This is a genomic window from Stieleria neptunia, assembly GCF_007754155.1.
GTDB classification, from domain to species: domain Bacteria; phylum Planctomycetota; class Planctomycetia; order Pirellulales; family Pirellulaceae; genus Stieleria; species Stieleria neptunia.
Genome location: NZ_CP037423.1, coordinates 10,736,490 through 10,759,712 on the forward strand (window position 1 = coordinate 10,736,490; position 23,223 = coordinate 10,759,712).

20 protein-coding genes are annotated in these 23,223 nt (G+C 60.5%); 7 read left to right on the forward strand and 13 right to left on the reverse strand.

The window, feature by feature from the left end; translation table 11 throughout:
* Positions 1 to 36: 36 nt before the first annotated feature.
* On the reverse strand, positions 37 to 648 hold the full coding sequence (locus tag Enr13x_RS36715) for an RNA polymerase sigma factor (RefSeq protein ID WP_145391878.1): 612 nt from the start codon (positions 646 to 648) through the stop codon (positions 37 to 39).
* Between the two features lie 136 nt (positions 649 to 784).
* Here Enr13x_RS36715 and Enr13x_RS36720 point away from each other — a divergent pair, with 136 nt between their 5' ends.
* On the forward strand, positions 785 to 1,354 hold the full coding sequence (locus Enr13x_RS36720) for a sigma-70 family RNA polymerase sigma factor (RefSeq protein ID WP_197455646.1): 570 nt from the start codon (positions 785 to 787) through the stop codon (positions 1,352 to 1,354).
* A complete protein-coding gene (locus Enr13x_RS36725) occupies positions 1,351 to 3,099 on the forward strand; it encodes a serine/threonine-protein kinase (protein ID WP_145391880.1) in 1,749 nt (582 codons plus the stop codon). The genes Enr13x_RS36720 and Enr13x_RS36725 overlap by 4 nt, the downstream gene beginning before the upstream one ends.
* Before the next feature lie 654 nt (positions 3,100 to 3,753).
* Here the strand turns inward: Enr13x_RS36725 and Enr13x_RS36730 are convergent.
* Positions 3,754 to 5,409 (reverse strand): alpha/beta hydrolase, encoded by a 1,656-nt coding sequence (locus tag Enr13x_RS36730; protein WP_231744005.1) that lies wholly within the window; start codon positions 5,407 to 5,409, stop codon positions 3,754 to 3,756.
* Between the two features lie 234 nt (positions 5,410 to 5,643).
* Here Enr13x_RS36730 and Enr13x_RS36735 point away from each other — a divergent pair, with 234 nt between their 5' ends.
* Positions 5,644 to 6,567, forward strand: coding sequence for a ZIP family metal transporter (locus tag Enr13x_RS36735; RefSeq protein ID WP_145391881.1), 924 nt, complete (start codon positions 5,644 to 5,646; stop codon positions 6,565 to 6,567).
* A 508-nt stretch (positions 6,568 to 7,075) separates the two neighbouring features.
* On the opposite strand, the gene Enr13x_RS36740 is transcribed toward Enr13x_RS36735, so the two are convergent.
* The 4 genes from Enr13x_RS36740 to Enr13x_RS36750 form a co-directional block, all read right to left on the reverse strand.
* Positions 7,076 to 7,921 carry a hypothetical protein gene (locus Enr13x_RS36740; protein WP_145391882.1) on the reverse strand — a complete coding sequence of 282 codons (846 nt, stop codon included), beginning with the start codon at positions 7,919 to 7,921 and terminating at the stop codon, positions 7,076 to 7,078.
* A gap of 108 nt (positions 7,922 to 8,029) precedes the next feature.
* Positions 8,030 to 9,175 carry a radical SAM family heme chaperone HemW gene (gene hemW / locus Enr13x_RS36745; RefSeq protein WP_145391883.1) on the reverse strand — a complete coding sequence of 382 codons (1,146 nt, stop codon included), beginning with the start codon at positions 9,173 to 9,175 and terminating at the stop codon, positions 8,030 to 8,032.
* A complete protein-coding gene (locus Enr13x_RS38710) occupies positions 9,073 to 9,381 on the reverse strand; it encodes a hypothetical protein (RefSeq protein WP_197456231.1) in 309 nt (102 codons plus the stop codon). The genes hemW and Enr13x_RS38710 overlap by 103 nt, the downstream gene beginning before the upstream one ends.
* Positions 9,382 to 9,398: 17 nt before the next feature.
* The gene (locus Enr13x_RS36750) at positions 9,399 to 11,057 is read right to left on the reverse strand and encodes a hypothetical protein (RefSeq protein ID WP_145391884.1); all 1,659 of its coding nucleotides are present in this window, start codon (positions 11,055 to 11,057) and stop codon (positions 9,399 to 9,401) included.
* Between the two features lie 104 nt (positions 11,058 to 11,161).
* Here Enr13x_RS36750 and Enr13x_RS36755 point away from each other — a divergent pair, with 104 nt between their 5' ends.
* Positions 11,162 to 11,638 (forward strand): thiol-disulfide oxidoreductase DCC family protein, encoded by a 477-nt coding sequence (locus Enr13x_RS36755; protein ID WP_145391885.1) that lies wholly within the window; start codon positions 11,162 to 11,164, stop codon positions 11,636 to 11,638.
* Positions 11,639 to 11,710: 72 nt separating this feature from the next.
* Here Enr13x_RS36755 and Enr13x_RS36760 read toward each other — a convergent pair whose 3' ends face one another.
* From Enr13x_RS36760 to Enr13x_RS36770, 3 genes are all read right to left on the reverse strand, one after another.
* On the reverse strand, positions 11,711 to 12,514 hold the full coding sequence (locus Enr13x_RS36760; RefSeq protein ID WP_145391886.1) for a phosphoribosylformylglycinamidine synthase subunit PurQ: 804 nt from the start codon (positions 12,512 to 12,514) through the stop codon (positions 11,711 to 11,713).
* A 112-nt stretch (positions 12,515 to 12,626) separates the two neighbouring features.
* On the reverse strand, positions 12,627 to 14,072 hold the full coding sequence (locus Enr13x_RS36765) for a sporulation protein (protein ID WP_145391887.1): 1,446 nt from the start codon (positions 14,070 to 14,072) through the stop codon (positions 12,627 to 12,629).
* The gene (locus Enr13x_RS36770; protein ID WP_145391888.1) at positions 14,047 to 14,868 is read right to left on the reverse strand and encodes a hypothetical protein; all 822 of its coding nucleotides are present in this window, start codon (positions 14,866 to 14,868) and stop codon (positions 14,047 to 14,049) included. The genes Enr13x_RS36765 and Enr13x_RS36770 overlap by 26 nt, the downstream gene beginning before the upstream one ends.
* 101 nt (positions 14,869 to 14,969) lie before the next feature.
* Between Enr13x_RS36770 and Enr13x_RS36775 the strand changes: the two genes are divergently transcribed.
* The 3 genes from Enr13x_RS36775 to Enr13x_RS36785 all read left to right on the forward strand — a co-directional run bounded on the left by Enr13x_RS36775 (position 14,970) and on the right by Enr13x_RS36785 (position 17,363).
* On the forward strand, positions 14,970 to 15,734 hold the full coding sequence (locus Enr13x_RS36775) for a TVP38/TMEM64 family protein (protein ID WP_145391889.1): 765 nt from the start codon (positions 14,970 to 14,972) through the stop codon (positions 15,732 to 15,734).
* A 184-nt stretch (positions 15,735 to 15,918) separates the two neighbouring features.
* On the forward strand, positions 15,919 to 16,911 hold the full coding sequence (locus Enr13x_RS36780; RefSeq protein WP_145391890.1) for a hypothetical protein: 993 nt from the start codon (positions 15,919 to 15,921) through the stop codon (positions 16,909 to 16,911).
* A gap of 32 nt (positions 16,912 to 16,943) precedes the next feature.
* Complete coding sequence (locus Enr13x_RS36785) at positions 16,944 to 17,363, forward strand: PH domain-containing protein (RefSeq protein WP_231744006.1); 420 nt, start codon at positions 16,944 to 16,946, stop codon at positions 17,361 to 17,363.
* An 86-nt stretch (positions 17,364 to 17,449) separates the two neighbouring features.
* On the opposite strand, the gene Enr13x_RS36790 is transcribed toward Enr13x_RS36785, so the two are convergent.
* The 4 genes from Enr13x_RS36790 to Enr13x_RS36805 all read right to left on the reverse strand — a co-directional run bounded on the left by Enr13x_RS36790 (position 17,450) and on the right by Enr13x_RS36805 (position 23,217).
* Positions 17,450 to 18,277 (reverse strand): class I SAM-dependent methyltransferase, encoded by an 828-nt coding sequence (locus tag Enr13x_RS36790; RefSeq protein ID WP_145391892.1) that lies wholly within the window; start codon positions 18,275 to 18,277, stop codon positions 17,450 to 17,452.
* Complete coding sequence (locus tag Enr13x_RS36795; RefSeq protein ID WP_197455647.1) at positions 18,274 to 18,810, reverse strand: methylated-DNA--[protein]-cysteine S-methyltransferase; 537 nt, start codon at positions 18,808 to 18,810, stop codon at positions 18,274 to 18,276. Before Enr13x_RS36795 ends, Enr13x_RS36790 begins: the two co-directional genes overlap by 4 nt.
* A 53-nt stretch (positions 18,811 to 18,863) precedes the next feature.
* Entirely contained in the window at positions 18,864 to 21,047 is a 2,184-nt protein-coding gene (locus tag Enr13x_RS36800; RefSeq protein ID WP_197455648.1) for an HlyD family efflux transporter periplasmic adaptor subunit, read from the reverse strand.
* 259 nt (positions 21,048 to 21,306) lie between these two features.
* Positions 21,307 to 23,217 carry an efflux RND transporter periplasmic adaptor subunit gene (locus Enr13x_RS36805; RefSeq protein WP_145391894.1) on the reverse strand — a complete coding sequence of 637 codons (1,911 nt, stop codon included), beginning with the start codon at positions 23,215 to 23,217 and terminating at the stop codon, positions 21,307 to 21,309.
* Positions 23,218 to 23,223 lie beyond the last annotated feature (6 nt).

The following is a 23,223-nucleotide window of genomic DNA, read 5'->3' on the forward strand; positions in this document are numbered from 1 at the left end:
AGGGCGGAAGCCTCTCCAGGCAGTTTCCGCTTGATCTTAAGGTAATTTGTCGAGCGAACCGAAGTAAGGGACAAATTGACCTGGGCGACTGCTGAGCTCTTCGCGCAGGCGGCTCCGGGCCCTGGAGAGCCGACTCCGAACGGTCCCCAACGGTATCTGCATGATTTCCGCGATTTCCTGGTAAGAACGCTCTTCGAATTCGCGGAGCAGCAAGATCTTTCGGTGTCGCGTTTCGATCGCTTCGAGCGCCCGTCGCATCATGGTGACCCGCTCCAGCCGCTCCATCGAGACGTGCGGCTGCGACGATTCCGGAGCCGATAGGTTTGACTCGCCCCCGTTGGCATCCAGGCTGACCTCGTCGCGGCCGCTGCGGGCACGGTTGACGCTCGTATTCCTGGCGATTCGGTAGACCCACGTGTAGAGCTGGCTCTGGTGTCGGAAACGCGGCAAATGTTGGAATGCCTTGACAAACGCCTCCTGGACAATTTCCTCGGCATCGTGCCGGCTTCCCGTGTGGGCCAGCATGCTTGTGAAGAGTCGATCCTGATAAAGACTGACGAACTCGCCGAACGCCTGGTCGTCACCCTTGAGCATCCGCCGCACCAGAATCTGGTCCGCAAGATGATTGCCGGAGTTGGGGTGCGTCATTCTGAAAATCATCGTCTAAACTGAGAGCCAGGCGTCAGGGCACGATCCACTGAGTTTTTCCGCCAGGACTGACGCGGCGCCACCGACCACCATCCGCAGAAGAAATCGCGTTTTTTTGCAATCCGGGGATAGCATCTTGGAATCCATTTCGACCAGCGATCTGGTCAACCAGGCGAGTTCCGGCAACCGCCCGGCTGCCGATCAACTGATCCAACAGGTCTACGAAAAACTGCGCGCCCTGGCGGCAGAATTGCTGCGGCACGAGTCTCCGACGCACACCCTGCAGCCGACGGCATTGGTCAACGAGGTCTACCTGCGGATGGTGGACCAGAATCGCGTCGACTGGAAAGCGACGACGCACTTCTACGCCATCAGCGCACGGATGATGCGGCGGATCCTGGTGGACCACGCACGCGGAAAGAAGCGTGAAAAGCGTGGCGGCGGCAGGCAGCGAATCGAACTTGAGGATGATCTGTGTGTCACCCATCGCAACGACGAAGATGTGTTGGCCGTCGACGATGCGATTGTCAAGTTGGCGTCATTGCATCCGCGACAGGCTGAAATTGTCGAATTGCGTTTCTTTGGCGGACTGTCCGTCGCCCAGGTCGCCGAAACCTTGGGCGTCTCCAAGCGAACCGTCGAAGCCGACTGGACCTTCCTGAGGGCGTGGTTGCGCCGCGAACTTTCGGAGGCCAACGACGCATGAGTCCGGACGAATTTGAAGACGCGCAGCAGGTGTTTCTGAAAGCCGTTCAGTTGCCCAACGCAGAGCGAGAAGACTTCGTGCGACAGCACTGCCGGTCCGAACGAGTCCGCGACGAGGCACTCTCGCTGTTGAAATACCACGGCGACGAAACCCTGTTGCCAGACACCGCAACCTCGTTGGAGCGGAGGCCACGAAACCTTGACGACACCGTCCAGGTCGCGGGCGGCCCAGTCGCAGGCGGGCGCGTTCTTTCTTCGCCCGAGCCGGCGGACGAGCCGATTAAAAAGTCTCCGCAGGTCATCGGTCGGGTGGACGCCGAACGATCGTCGGCCCTGTCCGAACGATTCGCCCAGTCCACCAATCAGCTGCTCCGCAATCGCTTGATCGCCGCAACCTATGTCCTCAGCGGCATGCTGGTATTCGTCACGGTCATGGCCGCCGCACTGGGGGAATTGCATTGGGTGCGGCTGGGCGTCCGCGGCATCACGCTCTGTTCCCTTGGCGTCTGCTGCTGGTACTTGAAAACGCGGTTCGATTGTTCGCGACGAATGTTGCGCGGGCTTGAGCTGGTGATCATCGCGACGCCGCTGGTCGAATTGGCTTTGATCCAATGGTTCGAATCGACGGACATGCTGACCCAGGGCAACGCGATTCAGATCGAAGAGTTTCGCGCGATCGCCTTCACCGCCGCTTCGATCTACATCGCCGTTTACGGCATGTTTATTCCATCCAATTGGCGGCGGACGGCGGTCGTGACCGGCCTGATTGCGCTACTGCCCACGGCGATCTCCGTGATGCATCAAATCGTCTACACGTATCCGCCAGACGTCCAGTGGATGAACTTCCTGAATCCGACCCTGATTCTGGCCATGGCCTTTACCGCAACGGTCGGTTCGGGAATCGTGCATCGCGTTCGTCGCGAAGCGGAATCGGCAAAGTTCTACGGGCAATACCAGTTGATCGAAGAAATCGGTCACGGCGCAATGGGCGTCGTCTATCTCGGCAAACACCAGATGCTCAAGCGACCCGCTGCGATCAAGCTGATCCGCGGCGAAGCGGCGGGCAGCCCCGACGCGATCAATCAATTCGAAAAAGAGGTCCAGGCGACCGCCACGTTGTCTCACTGGAACACGGTTCAGATCTACGATTACGGCATCACCGAATCCAATGACTTTTTCTGTGTCATGGAATACCTAAAGGGGGTGACGCTGCAGCAGAGACTGAAACGGCACCAAACGCTTGATCTCAAATCGTCATTGGACATCGTGATTCAGCTGTGCAACGGATTGGAGGAGGCGCATCACAAGGGGTTGGTGCATCGAGATATCAAACCGGCCAATATTTTTCTGGCCGAAGTCGGGGGATTCCCCGATGTCGTCAAGTTGCTGGACTTTGGGCTCGTCGTCACCCGGGCGGAAACCGAGGGCGACCATGCAGCCGTCGTCGGGGGCACGCCCGCGTACATGTCACCCGAACAGATCCGGGGCGATTCCCTGGACGGCCGCAGTGACATCTATGCGATCGGATGCGTGTTGATGGAGTGCCTGACGGGCGATGCTCCCTTTCAAGCATTCCAGGTCTCGCAGTTGGTCGCCGACCACCTCTTTCGGACACCCGATCTCACACCATTGGCCCAAATTGATTTCGCCCTGCCAAAGTTGCTGGAAAAGTGTTTGGCAAAAAAAGCCGAAGATCGATTCGCCGACGTCGCCCAGTTGCGCGACGCCTGCCGTCAATGGGGCTAGGTACAATGGGACCGTCCAGTCTAGCAAAGACGCGAAACGCGACGAAGACGAGCGATCTCGTCGATGGAGTGTGATGCGGTCAGCAGAGCGTGGTACGACGTCCTTTCTAGGTCGTCGGACGGGGGACATCAATTGTATTACTGAGCGTTTGCGTTTCTAGCGAAATGCCACACCGCAGAGCGGTGCCACAACACAGCCCGGGGTCGCGGAGCGCACCCCGGGTTGTGTCGAAATCGGAACTGGAACCCCAGCGGGGTTCAACAAACGACGCGTTGCGATCCGAGGGGCAAACTGCGCGAACCCGGCAAAACGTATTGTTCAACCCCGCTGGGGTTGGCGGCCTAATGGTGGCCGGAACTTGGGGTGCGCTAACGCGACCCCAAGCTTTGATGTGGCACGCCGCTGGCGTGAAACCACGGCCGCGGTAGAACGAGAAGTGTGTCAGTAATACAATCGGCGTTCCGAGTCCAACGGACGACAGCCCGCAAGGGCCGTCGTACTTGAAAAGCCGAGCGTGGTACGACGTCCTTTCTAGGTCGTCGGACGGAGTCCGAAGGACGACGGCCCGGAAGGGCCATCGTACTTGCGGAAAGCGGTCGCCTTTTCCGCTCGATCCATGCAAGCCGAAAACTTAATGTTGACGACGCACTGGCACTAGGGCTTGGGGGTCTCGCGGGATTCGAACATCGCCTTCAATGCGTCCGTTTGATCCTCCGTCCAGTCCGGCGGTTGAGTCACGGCGACCCAGGCGTCGATGTAGCTGGACGGAGAGTAGTTGTGCCCGTAGCCTAACGGCACCGCGGTCGCGACCGGCAGGTCAAAGGCGACCTGCAAGAAGGTGATCAGCGGATACCAACGCAGATGCGGCGACACGTCCGGGCCGCGCTGATCGCCGAGCCAGTCGGGGCGATTCCAAGCCAAGTCGGGTGAAAACCAAACCATCGGATCACTGGCGTATTGCACATAAACGCAACGCATCGGGCCCCACGCCGCAGCGGTGTTGAGCGCATCTCGCTGCCCCGTGAATCGCAAGATCCGGCTGTCTCGAAACTCGGGAAGCCAAGCCGGCGTCCCTTCGTTTCGGTTCTGGACGATCAGCTTCCAGTTTTGACTCGGAAACGGTGGTCCGCTCCAGGTGGCGCCATCGATCGGGTCTTCGAAAATGGTGAACAGGTCTGCCGACACCTCCGATCCCAGCGAACCAAGACTGAGCCCGTGCAAGTAGAGTTTTGGACGCGTGTCCTTGGGAAGCGTTTTCCAATACGCGTAGATCACCTCAAACAGCGCCTCGGCGGATTCGATCGAACGCTGCGGATCGACAAGGATGGTGATCCAGCTGGGCAGATAGGAGTATTGCGTGCTGACGATGGCCGAGTCGCCGCCGTGCAAATACTCGAGCGTGTCGACAGCGGAGGGATCCAACCAACCGGTGCCGGTGGGCGTCGCGACAATCAGAACCGATCGCTCGAAACCGCCGACCCGCTTGAGTTCCCGTAGCGCCAGCTCCGCACGCTCGTGTGCCGTCGGACGCGAACGCATCCCGACGTAGGCCCGGATCGGCCGCATCGCGTCACGCTGGGTGAAGGCCGCGATCGCTGCTTGCGTCGGACCATCGGTCAGAAAAAGTTTTCCCTGGCGACCGATCGATTCCCATGTCACCGGTGATGATTCGCTGCCGGTCAACATCGGGTCGGTCGGTTTGCCGGTGTCGTCATCGACCAGTTGGTCCAGGTTGAGAAAAAAGTCATCCGCCGAACGCAAGAGACTCCGCGCAATGACGTCGTTGGTCAAAAACAAAACCAGAAAGACGGCCGTCGAAAAACCGATCGCGTGGGCGACCCGCCGTGGCATCAAACGCTGCAATTTGCCAGAAATATAATGGCTGCATCGCAAAAACAATCGTCCTCCGGCGACCAGGATCGCGCCAAACAAGACCGCGATCAGTGCCACGCGGTACGGATAGGCCGTTTCCAGCCGCGGCATCCCCATCAGTTCACGAATCGAGTTTTGCCAAGACGCCATGCGCCAGACGAAGGTCACGCTCACGATCGTGACCACCGCCACGATCACGCGTTTGACGATCTGCTGCGTCCGTCCGGTGGGCTCACGCAGTTCAAAAAAACGATAGATCAGCAGCAGTCCGACGCCGACGCCGTAGCCGATCGCCAGCGAAAATCCAGACAACAACCCTTGGACCAGGTAGTTCCTGGGCAGCAGTGACGGCGTGACCGAAGCAGCAAAAAATACCGTCGCGACGATCAACCCGACAAACGAGAACGATTTCCAATAGCCTGCCAATCGTTCCTTCACCTTGCCATCTCCGTTCCCAAAATCAGCGCATCGGTCGACATTTCTCGAGCCCCATTCGCTCCGATTGTACCTGATTCCGTGGTTCGGCCGAGCCACGGTGCCAAAAGCACGCCGCCCCACCTGCATCGCACGCAGTTGCAATCCCGTTGCATCGGAATGGGCATTCCCCATAGGCGAAACGGGCCCGTTGACGTAACATTGCGTGGGTCGGACCCGTTCTCTCTGTTTCCAGCCATGTCACCCGTTTCACTCCTGTTCGTCTATTGCGTGTTCATCTTTGTCGCCTCCAACACCGGTGGGCGGCTGTCTGATTTGATCCGCATGACTCACCTCCGGACGCAACTCTTGATGAGCGCCGTCGGCGGGCTGATGCTCGGCATCGCGATGCTCCATTTGCTACCACATGCCGGCGAAATCCTGGGATCGTCGTCGATGACCGGGATGGGGGCGCTGCTCGGACTGATCTCGATGTTCCTGCTGATCCGCCTGTTTCACACGCATGATCACGGCACCCGCGAATCAAATCCCGGCAACGGCACGGACAATGGCAACGATGGCGAGACGGCGGGGCATGAGCATCACTGTGACGGCCACCACGATCACGGCCACTCACACGACCACGCGGCCAAACCGAAACGGTTCGGCTGGGCCGGTGTCTTCTTCGGCCTGGCACTGCACACGCTGATCGACGGCGTCGCCTTGGCCAGTAGCGTGATCGCTGATGCGTCCCACGGTTCTTGGATGGGGCTGGCGGGCATCGGGACGTTCTTGGTGATCGCGCTGCACATCCCGCTCGATTCTTTCGCGATCACCTCGGTGATGAGCAAGCAGGGTTGGTCGTCAGCCGCGCAGCGACTGGTCAGCATGCTGTTTTCGCTGGCCTGCCCGCTGGGCGCATTTTTGATGTACTTGGGGGCGACGACGATTCTCGAGGGCACCGGGATCCTGGGCTGGGGCCTGGCGATCTCGGCCGGTTTTTTCATCTGCATCGCGCTGGCGGATCTGTTACCCGAAGTGGCCTTTCACGACCATGACCGCGTCAAGTTGACGATCGCGTTGCTGTTGGGGGTCGTCGTCGCCATCGGCATCGAAAACCTGCCCGGCCACACCCACGATCACAGCCCCGACGGCACGGTCGAACACGACCACCAATTTTAAGACAAAGAGTGATGCTGACCCTTTCTGATTTGGTGGATTGAGTGTGATGGGGTCAGCCGAGCGTGGTACGACGTTCTTTCTAGGTCGTCGGACGGAGTCCAACGGACGACGGCCCGGAAGGGCCGTTGTACTCGAAAAACCGAGCGTGGTACGACGTCCTTTCTAGGTCGTCGTCGGACAGAGTCCGACGGACGACGGCCCGGAAGGGCCGTCGTACTCAAAAAGCCGAGCGTGGTACGACGTCCTTTCTACGTCGTCGTCGGACGGAGTCCAACGGACGACGGCCCGGAAGGGCCGTCGTACTCGAAAAACCGAGCGTGGTACGACGTCCTTTCTAGGTCGTCGGCGGACAGAGTCCGAAGGACGACGGCCCGGAAGGGCCGTCGTACTCAAAAAGCCGAGCGTGGTACGACGTCCTTTCTAGGTCGTCGTACTCGAAAAGCCGGCCGTCCTAAGCTGGGCTTGCACACCAACACGTATGCCCGTGCCAATCTGATTTGATCCCTGATTACGGCCGGCGGGGTGCCTTGATTTGGTATCGGTTCGCGATGTCGTCCAGCGAAAATCGATGGCCGACGGGACGATTCAGGCTGTTCCAATTGAAAGTCAGTTGTTGTCGCTGGTCTCCGGTGACGACACTTGCCTTTGCCGGTAGCCAATGGCCATCAATCTCGGAGAGATCCAGCTTGATCTCGAAGGGCGTCGAGTTTCCTTGTTTGGAATGGAGCTCGACGGGCGACCAGTCCTTCTGCGTGTCAAACGCCAAGTAAAGATGATTGATGCTTCCGAAAGCCAAGACGCCATTTCCTAACGGCTTGGGCTTCCATGAAGGCCAGTGAGAAAAGTTCTTCGCAATCTCCGCCAGCGGCGTACCTCTCCCGTACTCACCCTCTAACCCGAGGCCGAGCGCGAGCGGATCAAAAAACTCCGGTTTCGAACCTCGGGTCCCACCCGACAACAGCCGACCAGCCCCATAGCCGTCGGCGTCCGCTCCACGGGCGTCGGTCATCCAGACCTGCCAGTTTTCGTTCTCTCGCTTTCCGGTTGCGATGTCTTCCATTCGATACAAACGCGCAACGAGTATCCGCCCGCTGTTGAGATCGGAAACGATGTCCAGCGTGAACGAGACCAGGCGTTGCGTCGGAACATAGGTCTCGCCATTGGATAGACGCACGGGTTCCGCGGCGTCGTCCACCTGAGCAGAGATCGACACGTCGTAGGACGTGACCTCGCCTCGCGCCTGGGCGAAGCGGTTCACTGCGTCTTGCAACGTGATGTTTTCGTCTGCCGTTGCCGCGTGTGCCATCACGAATGCCAAGACGGGCACGATCAATAGTTCACGTCGATGAATCATTTGTTTTCGGCAACGTTGCAATTTGGTGGCGATGATTAAAAGAGGCGTAAGCTTCCAGCTTGCCGTCTCGTTTCACTCGTGAAACGCAAGCTGGAAGCTTACGCCACTTTAGCCTAGCAGTTCGGATGCGACGGTGTCGGCGAAGTGGATGCCTCGCGGGGTCAATTTGATGTGCCGGCCGGATCGATCAATCAAACCTTGTGATTGAAGTTCGTCCAGTTGCGGTGCGCAGAGGGTTTCGATCGCGATGCCGGTGCGTGTTTCCAGCTCCGAAAGGTCGACCCCGTCGATCATGCGAACGCCGAATGCGGCGCCTTCACGCGCGGCCTCGATCGCGGAGATCGTTTCGGATTCCGCGATCGCGCTGTCGCCAGATTCGATCCGCTTCAAGTAGGTTGTGGTGCTGCGGTGGTTGGTGGCCCGCACACCGTCGATGAAGGCGGCGGCACCGGGGCCGGCGGCGAACCAGCCGTCGCCTCGCCAGTACGCGAGGTTGTGTCGGCAACGAAAGCCGGGTTTCGCAAAGTTGGAGATTTCGTAGTGCGCCAACCCCGCTTCGGCCAAGACGCGGCGGCCCAGGTCATACATCGTGATCTCAACCGACTCGTCCACGGCGGACAAATCACCGCGCCGCTGGCGGGTCCAGAACGAGGTGCCTTTCTCGTACGTCAACGAGTACGTCGAGACATGTGTGATCGGAAGGGCCGCGGCGGTGCGAAGGTCGCGCGCCCAGCTGGAGAGGGTTTCACCGGGCGCGGCAAAGATCAGATCGATGGAGACGTTCGGAATCGTTTGGGCGGCCTGCTGTACAATCGCCTCGGCCGACTGCCCCGAGTGACTGCGTTCCAGCACCGCCAGCTTGCGATCGTTGAAGGATTGAACCCCCAGGCTTAAGCGATTGACGCCAAAACCGGACATCATCGAAAGCTTTTCGTCGCTGATGTCCTCCGGATTCGCTTCCATCGTCCACTCAAATCCCTCGGCGAATTCGAAGCGGCGACGAAGCGACTGGAGAAATGTCTCGAGCAACTCGTTCGGCAGATGCGTCGGTGTCCCGCCGCCGACGAACAACGTGTCGATGATCGGGAGACGCTGCAGTCGTCGGGCGATCAGTTCCAGTTCATGATCGATCGCCACGAGGTAGCGTTGCATCAAATCGTCGCGATCGGCGACGACGCTGAAGTTGCAGTAGCCACATCGGTGCCGACAGAACGGCACATGAACATACGCGGATCGAGGAGTGGGCCAGTCCATGTGGCGTAAGCTACCAGCTTGCGACCCGTGGCGTAAGCTTCCAGCTTGCGAACCGTGGCGTAAGCTTCCAGCTTGCGATCCGTGGCGTAAGCTACCAGCTTGCGACCCGTGGCGTAAGCTTCCAGCTTGCGATCCGTGGCGTAAGCTTCCAGCTTGCGAGATCCCGGATTGGCAAGCAGGATGCTTCCCCCACTGCTGATCGGCAAGCAGGGTGCTTAGATCACTATTCTCCGGCGCGCAGCTTGTTGAAGTAATCCATCGCGTGCTCGCGTTCGGTGCGGGGCAATTGCTGGTTCTCCAGCGGATCGCTTTCTTCACTGAACGAGCTTTCGATCGCACGTTTGACGTCTTCGCGGCTGATGCCCTTGCGGTTCGGTCCGTCGGCGAAACCGGAGATCACGGCCTTGCCTTTTTTGACTTGGCCGCGGACTTGGGTCTCGTAGGTATTGGTGTCACCTTCCTCTTCCGGGCGATCCCCTTGTCCGGCGCCTTCGCCGAGGCCGTCACCGGGTTTGTCGCCTTCGCCCATGCCCATCCCCATGCCTTGGCATTGTTGGCAACCGCCGCCGCCGCAGGACTTGCAGCGCATCTGTTCTTTCGATTGCGACAGATCGTTCATCGCGTCTTCCAGGTCTTTCAGCTCGCTCATCTCCTGCTGCATGTCGCCGAGTTGGTCGGCCATCGCATCGAGGGCGTTGGCGGCTTGTTTGGAGTCGCCGTTCTGCATCGCCTGGGCCGCTTGACCGAGCTTGTCGGCCATCTGCTGCATTTGTTGCGATTGCTGTTTGGATTGTTGCTGCATCTCGTTGAGCTGCTGCTGCATTTTGGCGGCGTCTTCGGAACGGCCTTCGCGTTTGGCTTGTTCGATCTTTTCCTTGAGTTCGTCCTGTTTGCGTTTTTGCTCGGCGATCGTTTTTTCGAGCTGGTCCTTGAGCTGCTGGACTTGCTTTTGCAGCTGTTCTTTTTCCTTGTCGCTGAGCGTGCCGTCTTTCATCTTTTGGGCCAGCTTGCGCATCACTTGTTCGGCCTTTCCGAAGTCACCCTTGGCGATCGACTTGGCGGCTTCGTTGGCCGGGCCGGCTTGCAGCGAGTTCATTTGCGCCATCGCCTTGCGCATCTGGTCGCCCGACCCGAGTTGCTCGCGGCGTTCTTCGAGTTGTTTCTTCAGATCGTTGAGCGCGATCATCGCTTCTTTTCGATCGATGTTCTTCTTTTCGGTGATCTGGTTGAGGTCTTTCTCGAGTTTTTCGAACAGGTCTTGGGCATCCTTGAGCCCCTTGGCTTCGGCGTTGCGTTTTTGCTGTGCGATTCGTTTTTTCAGTTGCAGCGACGCCCGTTTGACTTGGGCGGCCACGGCCGGATCGATCTCGTTGGTGCCATTGGGGTCCACCGGTGCGGCGGGATCGACCAGGATCAACACCAGGACCAGGATGGGGGTGATGGCCAGGGGCAGCCATCCGAGCCGACTCGGTTGGTAGCCGAATTTTTCGGCGATCTTGATTTTGTCCGCGCGGCGATCGGCGTCACTGATCACAGCCAATCCGAACTCCGACTCGCGGTCCGCGGCGGACATTGAGAGCGAACTGCTGAGCCGTTCGCTCAATCCGAAGCGTCTGTCGACCTCCAGCGCGACGCGATCGCGGCTCGGTGCGGTGGCCAGGGCGTACACCAGCGCTCCGGCGACGGCGACCACGATGGAGCCGATGATCCAAGCCGAATTCCAGGTTTCCACGTCCACATCGAGTGCGCGGATGCCCGGGACCGCACAGGCGATCGTGGCGACAATTAGCGCGACAAAGAGGGCGAGACAGAGGGAACGCCCGAAATTGCCTAGGATCAGGCGACGTCGTGCGTTGCGAACTTGAGATTCAATTCGGTTCATGGCGGTAGCCCTGGGTGTGTTGCGGCCTAGAATCAAGTATAGGAACCGTGGGCAGCTTCATGGCAGCGTGATTCCCCCCCAACTTTCCCCTTTTTGGCAATTTCATGGCCGACACAGCCACCCAATCGCTCTCCACCGGGGCCGAAAACGGTTTACCCGACCCGGCGGAGCTGCCTGATGCCGATGTGGTGATCTATGACGGGGACTGCAATTTTTGCATTTCTCAGGTCAAAAACCTGCGGCGGTTGGACTGCTGCGGCGGCCGTTTGTCTTTCCTGTCGCTGCACGATCCGCGGGTCGCGGAGCGTTATCCGGACCTGACGCACGATCAGTTGATGGCGCAAATGTACATCGTCGATTCCCAGGGCCGCCGGCATGGGGGTGGGGACGCGGTGCGCTACCTCAGCCGTCGCCTGCCGTTGTTGTGGTTGGCCGCGCCGGTTCTGCACCTGCCCGGGTCGGCGAGCCTGTGGCGTTGGATGTACAACCAAGTTGCCAAGCGTCGTTACAAGCTGGCGGGCAAGAAGTCAGGCCGAGGGGCCTGTGAGAACGATTCCTGTGCGGTGCACTTCGGGGATTAGTGGGGTGGGATAGGCTTCCAGCCTGTCAGGCCTGGACGATGACAGGCTGGAAGCCTATCCCACGTTTTGCCCTTAAGCGAACCAGCTGACGGCGTTTTGGAACATCGCCAAGCCGTCGCCGGCGGCCGGTTGTTCGTTGCGACGCGTCCAGTAGGGGTGCTGGGTCGGGTCGATATGCCGCTCGGGGTGCGGCATCAAGCCGAACACGCGGCCGGTCGCATCGCAGACGCCCGCGACGTTGGCATCGGCGCCGTTCGGATTGGCGGGAAATTCCAGCGGGGTGTCCTCGACCGAGCCCTCGGCATCACGGGCATAACGCAGACACAGTCGTCCGGCGCCGCGCAGCTCGCCCAGCACGGCCTGGTCTCGGGCGACGAATTTGCCTTCGGCGTGCGCCATCGGCAAGTACATGTGTTGGAGATCGCGTAGGAACACGCACTTGGACCCGTCGGTGGCCAGGTCCACCCAGCGATCTTCGAACCGTCCATGGTTGTTCCAGGCCAGGGTGGCCGGTTCGTGACCGCCGGCGGCTTCGACGTTTTCGGTCAGCACGCCCAACCGCATCAGCACTTGCATCCCGTTGCAGATCCCCAGCACCAGCCGGTCACCGTTGCCGTGGACGAACGTGTCCACCAGTTCGGCGAGGTGATTTCGCATTCGCGTCGCCAAGATTCGGCCGGCGGCGATGTCGTCACCGTAGCTGAAACCGCCGGGCAGACAGAGGATTTGATAACGGTCCTTCAGTGCCGGGTTTTCGATCAGCCGGTTGACGTGAACCCGCTCGGTGGTCGCGCCGGCACGCTGGAAGGCATACGCAGTTTCTTCGTCGCAATTGGTGCCCGGGGCACGTAACACGAGGACTCGGGGGGACGACATGTCGAAGGCTTGCGAGACGGATGGTTGGGGGGCACGATAGGCTGACGGCAGCGTTGGCGCGGCTGGCGGCCTATTCCGGTGCCCGGAGTTTATTCCGTGCCGGCTTGCTTTCCTAGCGGACCAAAACCTTGATTTGCAGCCGCCGGTGCTGGTGGTCCCAGCCGACGATCGTGCCGCGACAGCGCCACAGATCGCGACCGGCCTGTTCGAATTCGTCCGCCAATTCGTGGGGGATGTACAGTACCAGCGGCAGCGGAGGATCGCTGTGGCGGGCCCAAACGGCATAGCCGTCGTCATAGACGTGCGGGTCCTCTTCGCCGCTGTAGAGCAAGCGCCGCTCGATGAAGGTGTCGATTTCGAACGTCATCCCGGTCACCGCTTCGACCAACAGATCGACCTGCTCGGCATCGTAACGCGCTTCCCAAAGATGCGAGGCGGTTTCGACAAAGGTGATCTCATCCTGCGGTGGCGCTGCGGCGCCGGCCCCCGCAGCGGCCGCGCCGACAGCACCGGCCGGGCCAGCCACCGGGTCGAGCGCCGCATGCGACGGGGCCGGTTGGGGCTGCTCAATTGGATCGCCGGCGGGGCCGACCAACAATTTCAGCGATTGCGTCCAGTCCGGCCAGCGGGGAATATCGACACGCAATTCGATCGTCCAGTTCAAGTCGTTGTCAGCCAGATCAAACGAATAGGGCACATCACCGGGGATCGGGAAATCAAGGTTGAACTCCTTGCGGTCGCCGGCCTGCAGCGTCGACTGGCCCTCCAATTCGTGTCGATCGGTGAAGAAAGTGTTTCGGTGGGTCGTGCGATTGCTGCCGCTGCCACTGACGCAGACTTCGGTTCCGGTCAACTGGGCGCTGATCGAATTGATCGTAAAACGACGTTTGGGCTGGAAGGCGAGTCGGGCGCGAATGCGGTCGCCGGGCGCCACCTGTGGCGTCAGCAACTCAGCATGGACGTTGCCCAGCAGCCACTTCGGCAACAACTTCTTGGCTGCGAAGAAGCCGACCAGTGGAATCACAATGCCTCCGGCGATCAGCCCCGCAAACGGATTGACGACAAAGGTGACGATTAAAAAGCCGAACGCGACGACCATCAGCCCCAGCACCAGGGCGACCAATCCATATCCGATGCATCCGCCGACCGCCGTCGCCACCTGCGCGTCGCCGGGGTCGGGCCCGCTGACCGGGCGCATCACGAATTCCTTGGATGCTTTCGGATCGAACGCCCAGGGGATTTTGGCCCGTGCATCGACATAGTGATCGACGTTGATGTAGTTGCCGTGATAACTGGGCGGCCAATCGGCGACCTCCAACTCGAATCGATACGCCTCGCGTTGGCCGGCGGTCCATTCACCGACAAACAGCGTCAGGGTTTCGGCGGTGCCCCGCGCGATGTTGCCGCGTCCGTGGGTTCGCCAGCCCGAGGTCACCTCCAACCCTTTGCACTTCACATCGGCGTCGGCCAAGACATGCAGCGTGCCAGTGATCTTGTCGCCGCCGACATAAATCCGTTCGGGGTGGTCGAGTTCAATCGATAAATCGCATTTCGCCATGATGATTCACTTGAGACTGCACGATGTCGTAGAGATAACTTTCGATGCTCCGCACATCGGTCCCGAATCGCCGAATCAGTGTTTCGGCGTCTTCGTCGTTGATGCGTGGAACGGGTTGCCGGGGATCGCGACGCGACGCCGCGATTCGCCGGTTGAGGATTTCGGTGAGTTTTCCGACCGACAGCGACAGTCCGATCTTCTCCGTCGTCACCGTGTAGCCGGCGCGTCGCAGGGCGGGTGACAAGTCTTTGTGTGTGGCCAGGACAAGTGTCGTGCCGCTGGCGAACACCTTGCGGCGGACCCGCCAGGTAAGACGTTGTGCTTCATCGATCAGTAACGGTTCGCCGGCGGGAATCGTCGGGCAAGGCTGGTCTTCGGGCAAGTAGACGTAGCTGGCCGAGGGAAACGCCTTGCCGATCGCCAGCATGCGTGTGGTCTTGCCGCGGCCACACTCGCCGATCATCTGGTAGGCGGACCAGGGGCGAAACGTGATCGGGACGTCGCCGGCGACTGGTTCACTGCCGGCTGGTTCACTGGGGGTTTGATTGCCAGCGGCTGGTTTGCCGGGGGGCGATTCACCGATCGCGGCGACAATCTCGGCGACCGGAACCACGGCCAGTTCGGCGCGTTCGCGGCGCGTCAATTCGCCGAAGGGGTTGCGAAACAGGTTGGCCGCCGACCACCGCGACGCGGGCTGCAAGGCGTCCGACGGGGCGGAATCGCAGTCGATTTCTTGCCCGCGAGGATGAAGATTCGGTTCCGATGCCGATGCGGACGTTTTCGCGAACTCTGTCATTTTGCTATGATGCGCGCTGGAGCGGGCGGCTTGTTTGATGGATCAGTGGCTATCCGGCGGGAAGACAGGCGGGATCGGTTCCCAGGTTCGTCGATGCTGCAATGACAGACACGGTCCTCTCGATGATTCGTTTTCCACCCGCTCCGTCGCTATTGAGAAGGGTATCTCTACCCCTGGGGTTGGTTGCGTTCGGACTGTTGCTCGTTTTATCCGGGTATCGTTTCGACGACCTCTCTCTCTGGCTGGAATCGACGGGGCATTGGGCGCCACTTTTGTTCATCGTCACCGGAACGCTATCGATGACCATGATGATGCCAAAGACCATGGTGTCGCTGGCTGCGGGGGCGCTATTCGGCACGCAAGACGGATGTCCGATCATGTTGGTGACGGCCGTCGTCGCGGCAGCCCTAAACTACACGATCGGAAAGTACTGGATCGGAGCGGGCGGTTATTTTTATTCAAATCCATCGCACCTCGGTCCGCAGCAGGACGCTCCGGACGCGTCGAGCGAACCGCCGATCAGTTGGCCACGCGCGGCAGGGCAATTGGCCCACGATGCCGGCTTCGGCATCCATCTACTCGTTCGCTTGGCCCCGATCCCGACCACCGTGATCAGTTATTCGATGGGCGCCGCCGGCGCCCGATTCGCACCCTACGTGACGGCGGCCGCGGTCGCGGTGCTGCCACAATGGTTGTACGTCCACGCCGCCGCGATGGCAGCGGACGTCGAACAGTCCCTGCATTACCGCTGGATCAGTTTCGTGCTGTCGTTGTCGGTCGCGACCCTCGTCAGTCTCGCCCTGCCGCCGATCGCAATCCGACGACTCAAAGAGATTCGTGGTTCGTCGTTGACCGAGACGTCCTGATCGGCCGATGTTCAAGAGGGTCCAACGATCGTTAAACTTTCTTGATAAACTAGGCACGACAGATTCTCCAAGCGGAAAAGGGGTCAGGTACCAAAAATCAAATGGCCCAAAGGGTGCTTCGCATTTTTGGTACCTGACCCCTTTTCCGCCGCACCCTCACAAATTCAATACGAAGGCGGATGAGATGAGCGAGACGTTTTCCGACCCCCCTGGTTCGACGATCGCGTCCGCTCCGACGCTGTATCGGCATAGCGGCAAAGTCTCGCCGGTCAGTCTGGTCGTCGCGGCCGCGGTGCTGATTCCGTTGGGGATTCTGTTTGGCGCGATCTACTCGGCGGCCGTCGTCTATTTGCCGTTCATCAAGCTCCGTGGCCTGGTCACCTTTTTCGTCGGCGGCGGATTCGGTGTGGTCGCCGGCACGCTGTGCTACAAATTGAAGTATCGCAGCCGGATGATGGCGTTCCTGACGGTGATCGGATTCACGGCGATCGGTTATTACAGTTCGTGGGCGGTCCACCCCGCGTTGGTGATCGGCCCCGGCGAACTCGGCGGTGACTTCGTTCCGTTATTGATCCAAGGCTTTGACCCCGGTGTGATCATAGGCTGGATGAAAGGCATCTTCACCGACGGCATCTGGGCGATGGGTGCCGGCGCCGCGCTGTCCGGTTGGGGCGCGGTGGCGATCTGGGTGCTGGAAGCCGCCCTGATCTTCGGCACCGCATTCGTCTCCGGGATGGCCGCCTACGGCAACCGACCCTTCTGCGAACACTGTCACCGATGGAACGACGAGACCGAAGAGCTGGCCGTGCTGCCGGTTTCCACCACCGACCCGGCCTGGATGCAGATCCGCAACGGGAACTTCGACGCACTGAAGAAGCTACAAATCGCATCGGATTCCGATGTCGCGTATGTCGAACTGAGACTGGCCGATTGTCCGACCTGCGACGAGAGTGATTATTTGTCCGCGATCGGCATCACATTGACGGTGGATGAAGGTCAGCTAAAAAAGAACGAAACCGATATCTTTCGACACCTCAGCGTGACCCGGGCGCAGCGCGACGAAATCGTCGACTTTGCCGCCGCAATGGCAGAGGCGGTCCAGTTGATGAAGGAGGAGGAAGAAGCCTTGAATGAAGCAGCCGATGACCCCATCGACCCGAACGAGCCAGCTGTATGACCGATGACGCGGCACCCAGCCACGCCACGAAGATGCCACGCAAATCCGTCTATGCCTCCGCCGTGGATTGGTGGATCGCGGTCCTGCTGATGCTGGGGCCGCTGATTTGTGTCGGCTCGACCGGAGTGCTGTTGCAACAGGGCAGACAGCAAGACGCCCTGTATTGTCTGCTGGCCGGAGCCGGAACCCTGCTGGTCACGGGCCTGTTCACCGTCCCCTGCCGGTACACCATCTTGCCGGACACGCTGTCGATCCGCTGCGGGATCCTGTTCCAACGCGTGCCGCTGCATCAGGTCAAGGCGATCGAGCCGAGCGGCAGCTGGGTGAGCGGGCCGGCGCTGTCGGTGCGGCGGGTCAAAATCAGCACCGCCTCGCGGTTCTACCTCGTCTCGCCGGTCGACCGCGACCGGTTCATCGAAGAACTGACCGAAGCGGTCAACCAAGTGGCCTAAGCAACCAAGTGGCGTAAGCTTCCAGCTTGCGTTCCGTGGCGTAAGCTTCCAGCTTGCGAATTCCAGGCTGATCGCAAGCTGGAAGCTTACGCCACTTTTTTGAAGAGGAATTCGTTGCAGCCCCAGCCGTTGCCGACGGTGGTCAGGTTGATCAGCTGGAACTGCTCGGCGACCAACGGCACGATGATGGCTTCGGGCTTGGCGACTTCGAACGGCAGCCCGCCGATCCAGTCGACCCAATCGTGCCATGGCGACATGCCGCGATCGGTTCGCTTTTTCCGCCAGTCGGCAAAGGGCAGCGGGTTGCGCCCGCCGGCCAGCCGGGCCAGGGCGAATTTGAATTCGTACCACGACGCGACCAGCGCGACCCAAACGGGGCGCGCCGCTTTGGGCAAGCGATGGTACATCGTCTTGATCGCCAGCCAACGCCGGCTGCCGCCGCCCTGGTCGTTATAAATCGCGATCGCAAATCGTCCGCCGGTCGCCACACGCGCCGCCGCCAACTCGATCGCTCGATCCATTTGCCCGGTGTGATGCAGGACACCCCAGCTGTAGACGACATCGAACTGCCCCAACGACTCCATCAACGATTCGTCCAATGCGGAGCCCTGAAGGATTTCCCACTGGGTCGGGTCGGCCGATTCACGCTGCCGAAGCCGTTCGGTGCAGGCGACACTGTGATGATCAAAGTCGACCGACACCACGTCGGCACCCAATCGATAGGCGGCCAATGAAAACAGTCCGCTGCCGCTGCCGAGATCCAGAAAGCGTTGACCGTGCAGCGGGCGTTCGGCGGCGTCATCGAGACACAGCAATTCGGTCAACGAGCGACAGGCCTGGTCGATGCGAGCTTCGTCCAGATGGTTCAAAAAAGAGGCCCAGTTTTCGCCGAACGCGAACCGCGTTTCGCTCATTCTGATTCCAAATCCAAGAGAAACTGTTTGGTCTGCAGCCCGCCCGGAGCGCTGAACCCTCGCAAGCCCCCCCCGGCGCTGACCACACGGTGGCAGGGAATGACAAGCAAGACGCGGTTGCGTGCCATCGCCGCCCCGACCGCGCGGCTGGCCGCCTTGTTGCCCGCCCGCCGCGCCAGTTCCTGGTAGGTGACCGTCGTCCCCGCTGCGATCGCGCGACAACACCGATAAACCTGGTTAGTAAACGGCGTCCAGCCCTGTGTGTCCAACGCGATGGAATCGAAATCCGCGTGGCCGGTCGCAAAGTACTCGCGCAACCGCTGATCCAACTGATCGGCACGCGGGTCAGCGGAGACGGGGTGATCACCGCCGCCTGGGTCGTCACCGGAGACCGTGCGTTCTTGCCAACGCAAGGAATAAAGTCCCGCCGCGGTCCAGGTCGAAACCATGTTCCCCAGCGCGGTCGAATGGTCCTGTTGCACACCGGCCAGCGCGGTGAATGACGCGGTCAATGGAGCGGTCGTCAAGGTCATGGATAGTAAACCGAGTCGAAGGGGGCGGAGTTTACGAGTTGCCCTGTTATACGCTAACGATGCATTGTCAACATCGCCCGTTTGTCTTCAATCCAGTCGGCCAGCGAATCCCGGACGGCCCGTCCCAAGGTGCCGTCACGATAAACCAGCCGCGCGTAGCCGGTCTGTCCGGGCATCACGTGGTCGATTTCGCCGCCGACCAGATCGATCAGCACCGGAAATCTGGGTGCGATCAACTGCATCGCATCGGAATCGTTCGTCGCTTGCGGGTTCAGCCGAACCGGCAACGGGCCACCGGCATCCGCCCCCAGGGCGGCGTGCGGCAGCGACACTTCCGCCCGCGGCAACACGCGATCGATGCGCCCGGCGATCGGCCGCTCTCCCATGCCCCACAAGCGGACGTCGACACGTTGCCCTTGGCCGCGCCGAAACGCATCGACATCGGCTTGATCGACCAGCCCGATCATTTTTTCGCTTCCAGGGGATCCGATCAAAAACAAACGTTCGCCCCGATGGATGAACGCCCCCTCACGCGATTCCACGTCACACCGTGCGATCACTCCGTCCGCCGGCGAGCAGACGACCAATCCACCGAGCTGACGTTCCAGTTCTGTCAATCGGCTTCGCAGCGACGCTTGCACCTGCTGTTCCACGGCGGCCGCGGCGATCGATTCGTCAGTGACAAAGCCGCGATAGCGCGCCTCAGATGTTTCCAGGTCCAACAACAAGTCCTGGTATTCCAGTTCCAGTTCGCGATTGCTCAGCCGAGCCAGGATCTGTCCGCGCGAGACAACGTCCCCGACCGAAACCGTCAACCGGTCCAAGAATCCGTCCGCGCCGATTCGCACTTCGTGTGGATGGTGGTAATCGACGACCAACGGCACGGTTCCTCGCGAGTACCACGGGACCACCGACCAGCACATCCAGAGCGTTCCGGCGGCAACGGCGGTGATGCAAGCCATGCGGCGATAACGCACCAAGCGGTTCTCCATCAGCATGCGGATCCAACGGCAACAGGGCAGCCCCACCCACAAGCCGATTGCGATGATCGCGATCGCCGTTCCCGCCCCGTGCATCAACACTGCGGCTGAGAGGACCAGCGAAACACAGACGATCCACCGCCACACCAGCGATGCGATGGCATAGGTGGCCACGACCGCCGGACTGCCTTCGGCCCGGTCGGGATTGCGGACGTCCATCCCCATGAAATGACGACGCGTTGCAGCGGCCAGCCATTGCCGTCCATGCGTCGCCAAGTTGGGCAGTTCCAAAGCGTCGATCAACATGTAATACCCATCGAAACGCATCAGCGGGTTCGCGTTGACCAACAGCGTCATCACCGTCGCGGTCACGATCACATTCATCGCGTGCTGACGCACAAACGGATCGAAGCTGGACGTCCACACCAGCGCCGCGATCGCCGCACAAAAGATTTCGGCGTACATTCCGGCTGCCGAAATCATCACCCGCTGCCACTTGCCGTCGATCTTCCAGGCGTCGGTGACATCGACGTAGGGCATCGGTGCAAAAAGAATCAGCACGATCCCCGACTCGCGGACGTGACCACCGTAGCGACGACAGGCCAACGCGTGACCGGCCTCATGAACGAGCTTCAACCCCAACCAGGTCGCCAGCAGAACCAACCAGTTCTCGCGCGCCAGGACGTGGATCCCCGCGGCGGAGAACTCGTCCCACGATCCCCACAGTGCAAACGTGGCGAAACCGACGGCGAGAATCCAGATGGCAAACCCGAAGACGCCGAACACGGTTGTTGCCAACGGATCCAGGTGACGCAAAACCGGCATCGGATTGCACAGCGGAATCTTCTGGAGCATCGGATTGGCATTGCCCAGTACCTTCCGTGCCCGCTGTTTGGCGCGGCCTTCCTCCAGCCGACTCTCCGAACTCGACTGCTCGGTCGTGATGAGGGAACATTCCAGCAGCCATTTGCAAAGCGTGGCGATTTCGCGTTCCTCCAGACCCTCGCTGCCACAGACCTCGGCCGTCCGGCCCATCGCTTCGGCGATCGTCGTTTGGCCGTCCAGCAACGAAACGAAGGTGTATTCGGCAAGCCCCAGTCGATAAAACTTGCTACGCAACCTGTCTTCGATCACATAACACGTCCGCCCACCATAAACCTGGACCGAGACACACACCTCATCGCGCACCGAGGGACAGAGCCCAAGGATGTCGACGGTCAAGTGTGGGGCGGGTGCAGGTGCGGATTCGAGTGACATGTTTGGGCTACGCTGTGAAGCATTTGTTAGCGGTAGGGCGCGAGCCCTCCGGTCTTTCACTGTATTTTTGAAGCGCGACCGGACGGCTCGTGGGCTGTCGTTTTTGTGAGCCGCGCGCCGCGTAAGCGGCCGGGCACTGCGACGCTGCCCGAGGCCTGACGGCCAGCGGCTCACCATTGACTCAGCAGATCCCGACTCAATCGACAGCCCGCTCGCGTCGTTCCGCTAACACCTTGAAAGCCAACGGAGATGACGGGCATCAGAAAAACCAAGCTGCTCTGGCGTTCTCCGCGGCGTGATGAAATAAAATCCATGCGATGCGTTTTGAATCGGTGCGGACCCTTGCGGTCCCCTGCATGCCGGGACGCAGGGTTTGGTCGGGATTGTCCAGGATCACTTCGGCGACGAAGACGTTGCGTTGATCTCGCACTTCGGCGCGGGGGCGGATCTTGTCGATGGTCCCTTCCTCGCAATCGCTTCCCATGCCTTCCAAAAACAACGTCACGCGGTCACCGACATCGACGTGCGTGATCTCTTCCGCGGGGACTGCCACTTCGACACGCAGTCTTTCCAGCGGTGCGACTTCATACAGCACTTGCCCCTTGGTCACCGGATAGTTTTCGCGCCGGTCCAAACTGCCCGACAGGACGATGCCGTCGATCGGGCTGCGGATTTGAAGATTGGATTCCCGAAACCGCAACAGTTCTTTTTTGTTCGCCAAGGCGCGGGCTTGCAAGTCGGCCATCACCGCTTGTGGTGTTTCGTAGCGGGCTTGGTGTGCGTCTCGTTTCGCTTCGGCCCGCAAGTGTTCCGCCGTCACGCCGGCCAGTTCCCACAAGATCTCGCTGCCGTCCAAGTCGGCGAGACACTGGCCCGCCCGCACCACGTCTCCCGGTTCGGCCGAGGTGGTTTCCAGCAATCCGTCATGCGGCGCGACGCAGAATCGGCGTTCCACCGGTTCGGTCACGCTTTGGCATCGAATGGTATAGGGCCACGGACAGGCAAGCACGGTGCCGGCGGCAAGGGTGACGACAAACGCAACGATCTGTTTGATGCGATGTTGTTTCGCAAACGCACCGCGAACCAGCCGGCTTGCCGCATTGCCTTGATGTCGCGCAACAACGTTCAACGCTTCTCCCACCGGTTGTTCGATGACCGACAGAAAACGTTTGAATTCCGGCACGGTCGCCAGTTCACGTCGTCCGGTGGCCCCCAGCGCACCGATGATCTGGCCTTCGCGATTTTTCAAGGGAACGGTGATCACCAACGAATCGCGACCAGCAAACTGTTTGTGGGCCAACAATTGATGCGTCCGGGTTCCGGGCAGGGGCGGCCAGGAACCGATCGTTCCGCGTCCCATCGCTTCATCCAACACCGCTTTCATGTTGAGCGTGATTTCAGAATAGGGGTCGATCGTCGGCAACTTGGATGCCGCCCTGACGCGGCACGTCTTTCCCGTTTCCCGCCACGTTCGCCGCCCGACCAAGCCGACGAACACCTGGTCACATGCCAGGTGTTTTTGCAATTGCGCCGTGGTGACCAGGCATGCCTGATCAAGCGTTGTCGCGTCTTGAATTCGCTGAACCAGTTCCAGCGTCGCCGCGGCCATCCGTGTTTGGCTGCTCGATTCCTCAAGTTGCTGTCGCTGTGCCGCGTACTCCAGGAAGCTCAGCACCGTCTGGGCGACACTCAACTCGATCGCCCGCTGTGCATTGCCGATAGGCCAATCGACGACGGTCACGACGGCGGAAAAATCAAGCGACCGCGTGGCCAACGCGATGCATTCCAGCCCGTCTTCCACGCTGGAAGCGATCACCGGTTTTCCCTTGGTCAGCGATTCGGCGGCCTTGGGCAACAACCACGCCTGGAGTTTATTGACGTCGTGTTTCGCCGCGTCCAGCGTGTGCGAGCCGACCGAAAGATCGCCGTCTTGCGTGCGACGCACCAGCAGCGTGCCCCGTACCGCGGGACGCTCCGCATGCAGTTTCAAGACATCGGCGATGGTCTGGTGAAGGTTCCGGCCGCGCGACAGCAACGCCATCAGTCGCGCATGCAGGTCCGCGATCAAATGCAGCGGTTGTGGGTCGTTGGCGCGATCGTCGTGGCGGGGTCGAATGGTCCGGCCGATCGCCAGCGGCGTCTGTGCCGCGTCGCTTCGAAACTGGTTCATCGCGGT

What these genes read in the sequence shown, in the direction of transcription:
- Enr13x_RS36715 (WP_145391878.1), bottom strand. Translation starts at nt 648, where the DNA reads ATGACGCACCCCAACTCCGGCAATCATCTTGCGGACCAGATTCTGGTG.
- Enr13x_RS36725 (WP_145391880.1), top strand. Translation starts at nt 1,351, where the DNA reads ATGAGTCCGGACGAATTTGAAGACGCGCAGCAGGTGTTTCTGAAAGCC.
- Enr13x_RS36735 (WP_145391881.1), top strand. Translation starts at nt 5,644, where the DNA reads ATGTCACCCGTTTCACTCCTGTTCGTCTATTGCGTGTTCATCTTTGTC.
- Enr13x_RS36740 (WP_145391882.1), bottom strand. Translation starts at nt 7,921, where the DNA reads ATGATTCATCGACGTGAACTATTGATCGTGCCCGTCTTGGCATTCGTG.
- hemW (WP_145391883.1), bottom strand. Translation starts at nt 9,175, where the DNA reads ATGGACTGGCCCACTCCTCGATCCGCGTATGTTCATGTGCCGTTCTGT.
- Enr13x_RS36750 (WP_145391884.1), bottom strand. Translation starts at nt 11,057, where the DNA reads ATGAACCGAATTGAATCTCAAGTTCGCAACGCACGACGTCGCCTGATC.
- Enr13x_RS36755 (WP_145391885.1), top strand. Translation starts at nt 11,162, where the DNA reads ATGGCCGACACAGCCACCCAATCGCTCTCCACCGGGGCCGAAAACGGT.
- Enr13x_RS36760 (WP_145391886.1), bottom strand. Translation starts at nt 12,514, where the DNA reads ATGTCGTCCCCCCGAGTCCTCGTGTTACGTGCCCCGGGCACCAATTGC.
- Enr13x_RS36765 (WP_145391887.1), bottom strand. Translation starts at nt 14,072, where the DNA reads ATGGCGAAATGCGATTTATCGATTGAACTCGACCACCCCGAACGGATT.
- Enr13x_RS36770 (WP_145391888.1), bottom strand. Translation starts at nt 14,868, where the DNA reads ATGACAGAGTTCGCGAAAACGTCCGCATCGGCATCGGAACCGAATCTT.
- Enr13x_RS36775 (WP_145391889.1), top strand. Translation starts at nt 14,970, where the DNA reads ATGACAGACACGGTCCTCTCGATGATTCGTTTTCCACCCGCTCCGTCG.
- Enr13x_RS36780 (WP_145391890.1), top strand. Translation starts at nt 15,919, where the DNA reads ATGAGCGAGACGTTTTCCGACCCCCCTGGTTCGACGATCGCGTCCGCT.
- Enr13x_RS36785 (WP_231744006.1), top strand. Translation starts at nt 16,944, where the DNA reads ATGCCACGCAAATCCGTCTATGCCTCCGCCGTGGATTGGTGGATCGCG.
- Enr13x_RS36790 (WP_145391892.1), bottom strand. Translation starts at nt 18,277, where the DNA reads ATGAGCGAAACGCGGTTCGCGTTCGGCGAAAACTGGGCCTCTTTTTTG.
- Enr13x_RS36795 (WP_197455647.1), bottom strand. Translation starts at nt 18,810, where the DNA reads ATGACCTTGACGACCGCTCCATTGACCGCGTCATTCACCGCGCTGGCC.
- Enr13x_RS36800 (WP_197455648.1), bottom strand. Translation starts at nt 21,047, where the DNA reads ATGTCACTCGAATCCGCACCTGCACCCGCCCCACACTTGACCGTCGAC.
- Enr13x_RS36805 (WP_145391894.1), bottom strand. Translation starts at nt 23,217, where the DNA reads ATGAACCAGTTTCGAAGCGACGCGGCACAGACGCCGCTGGCGATCGGC.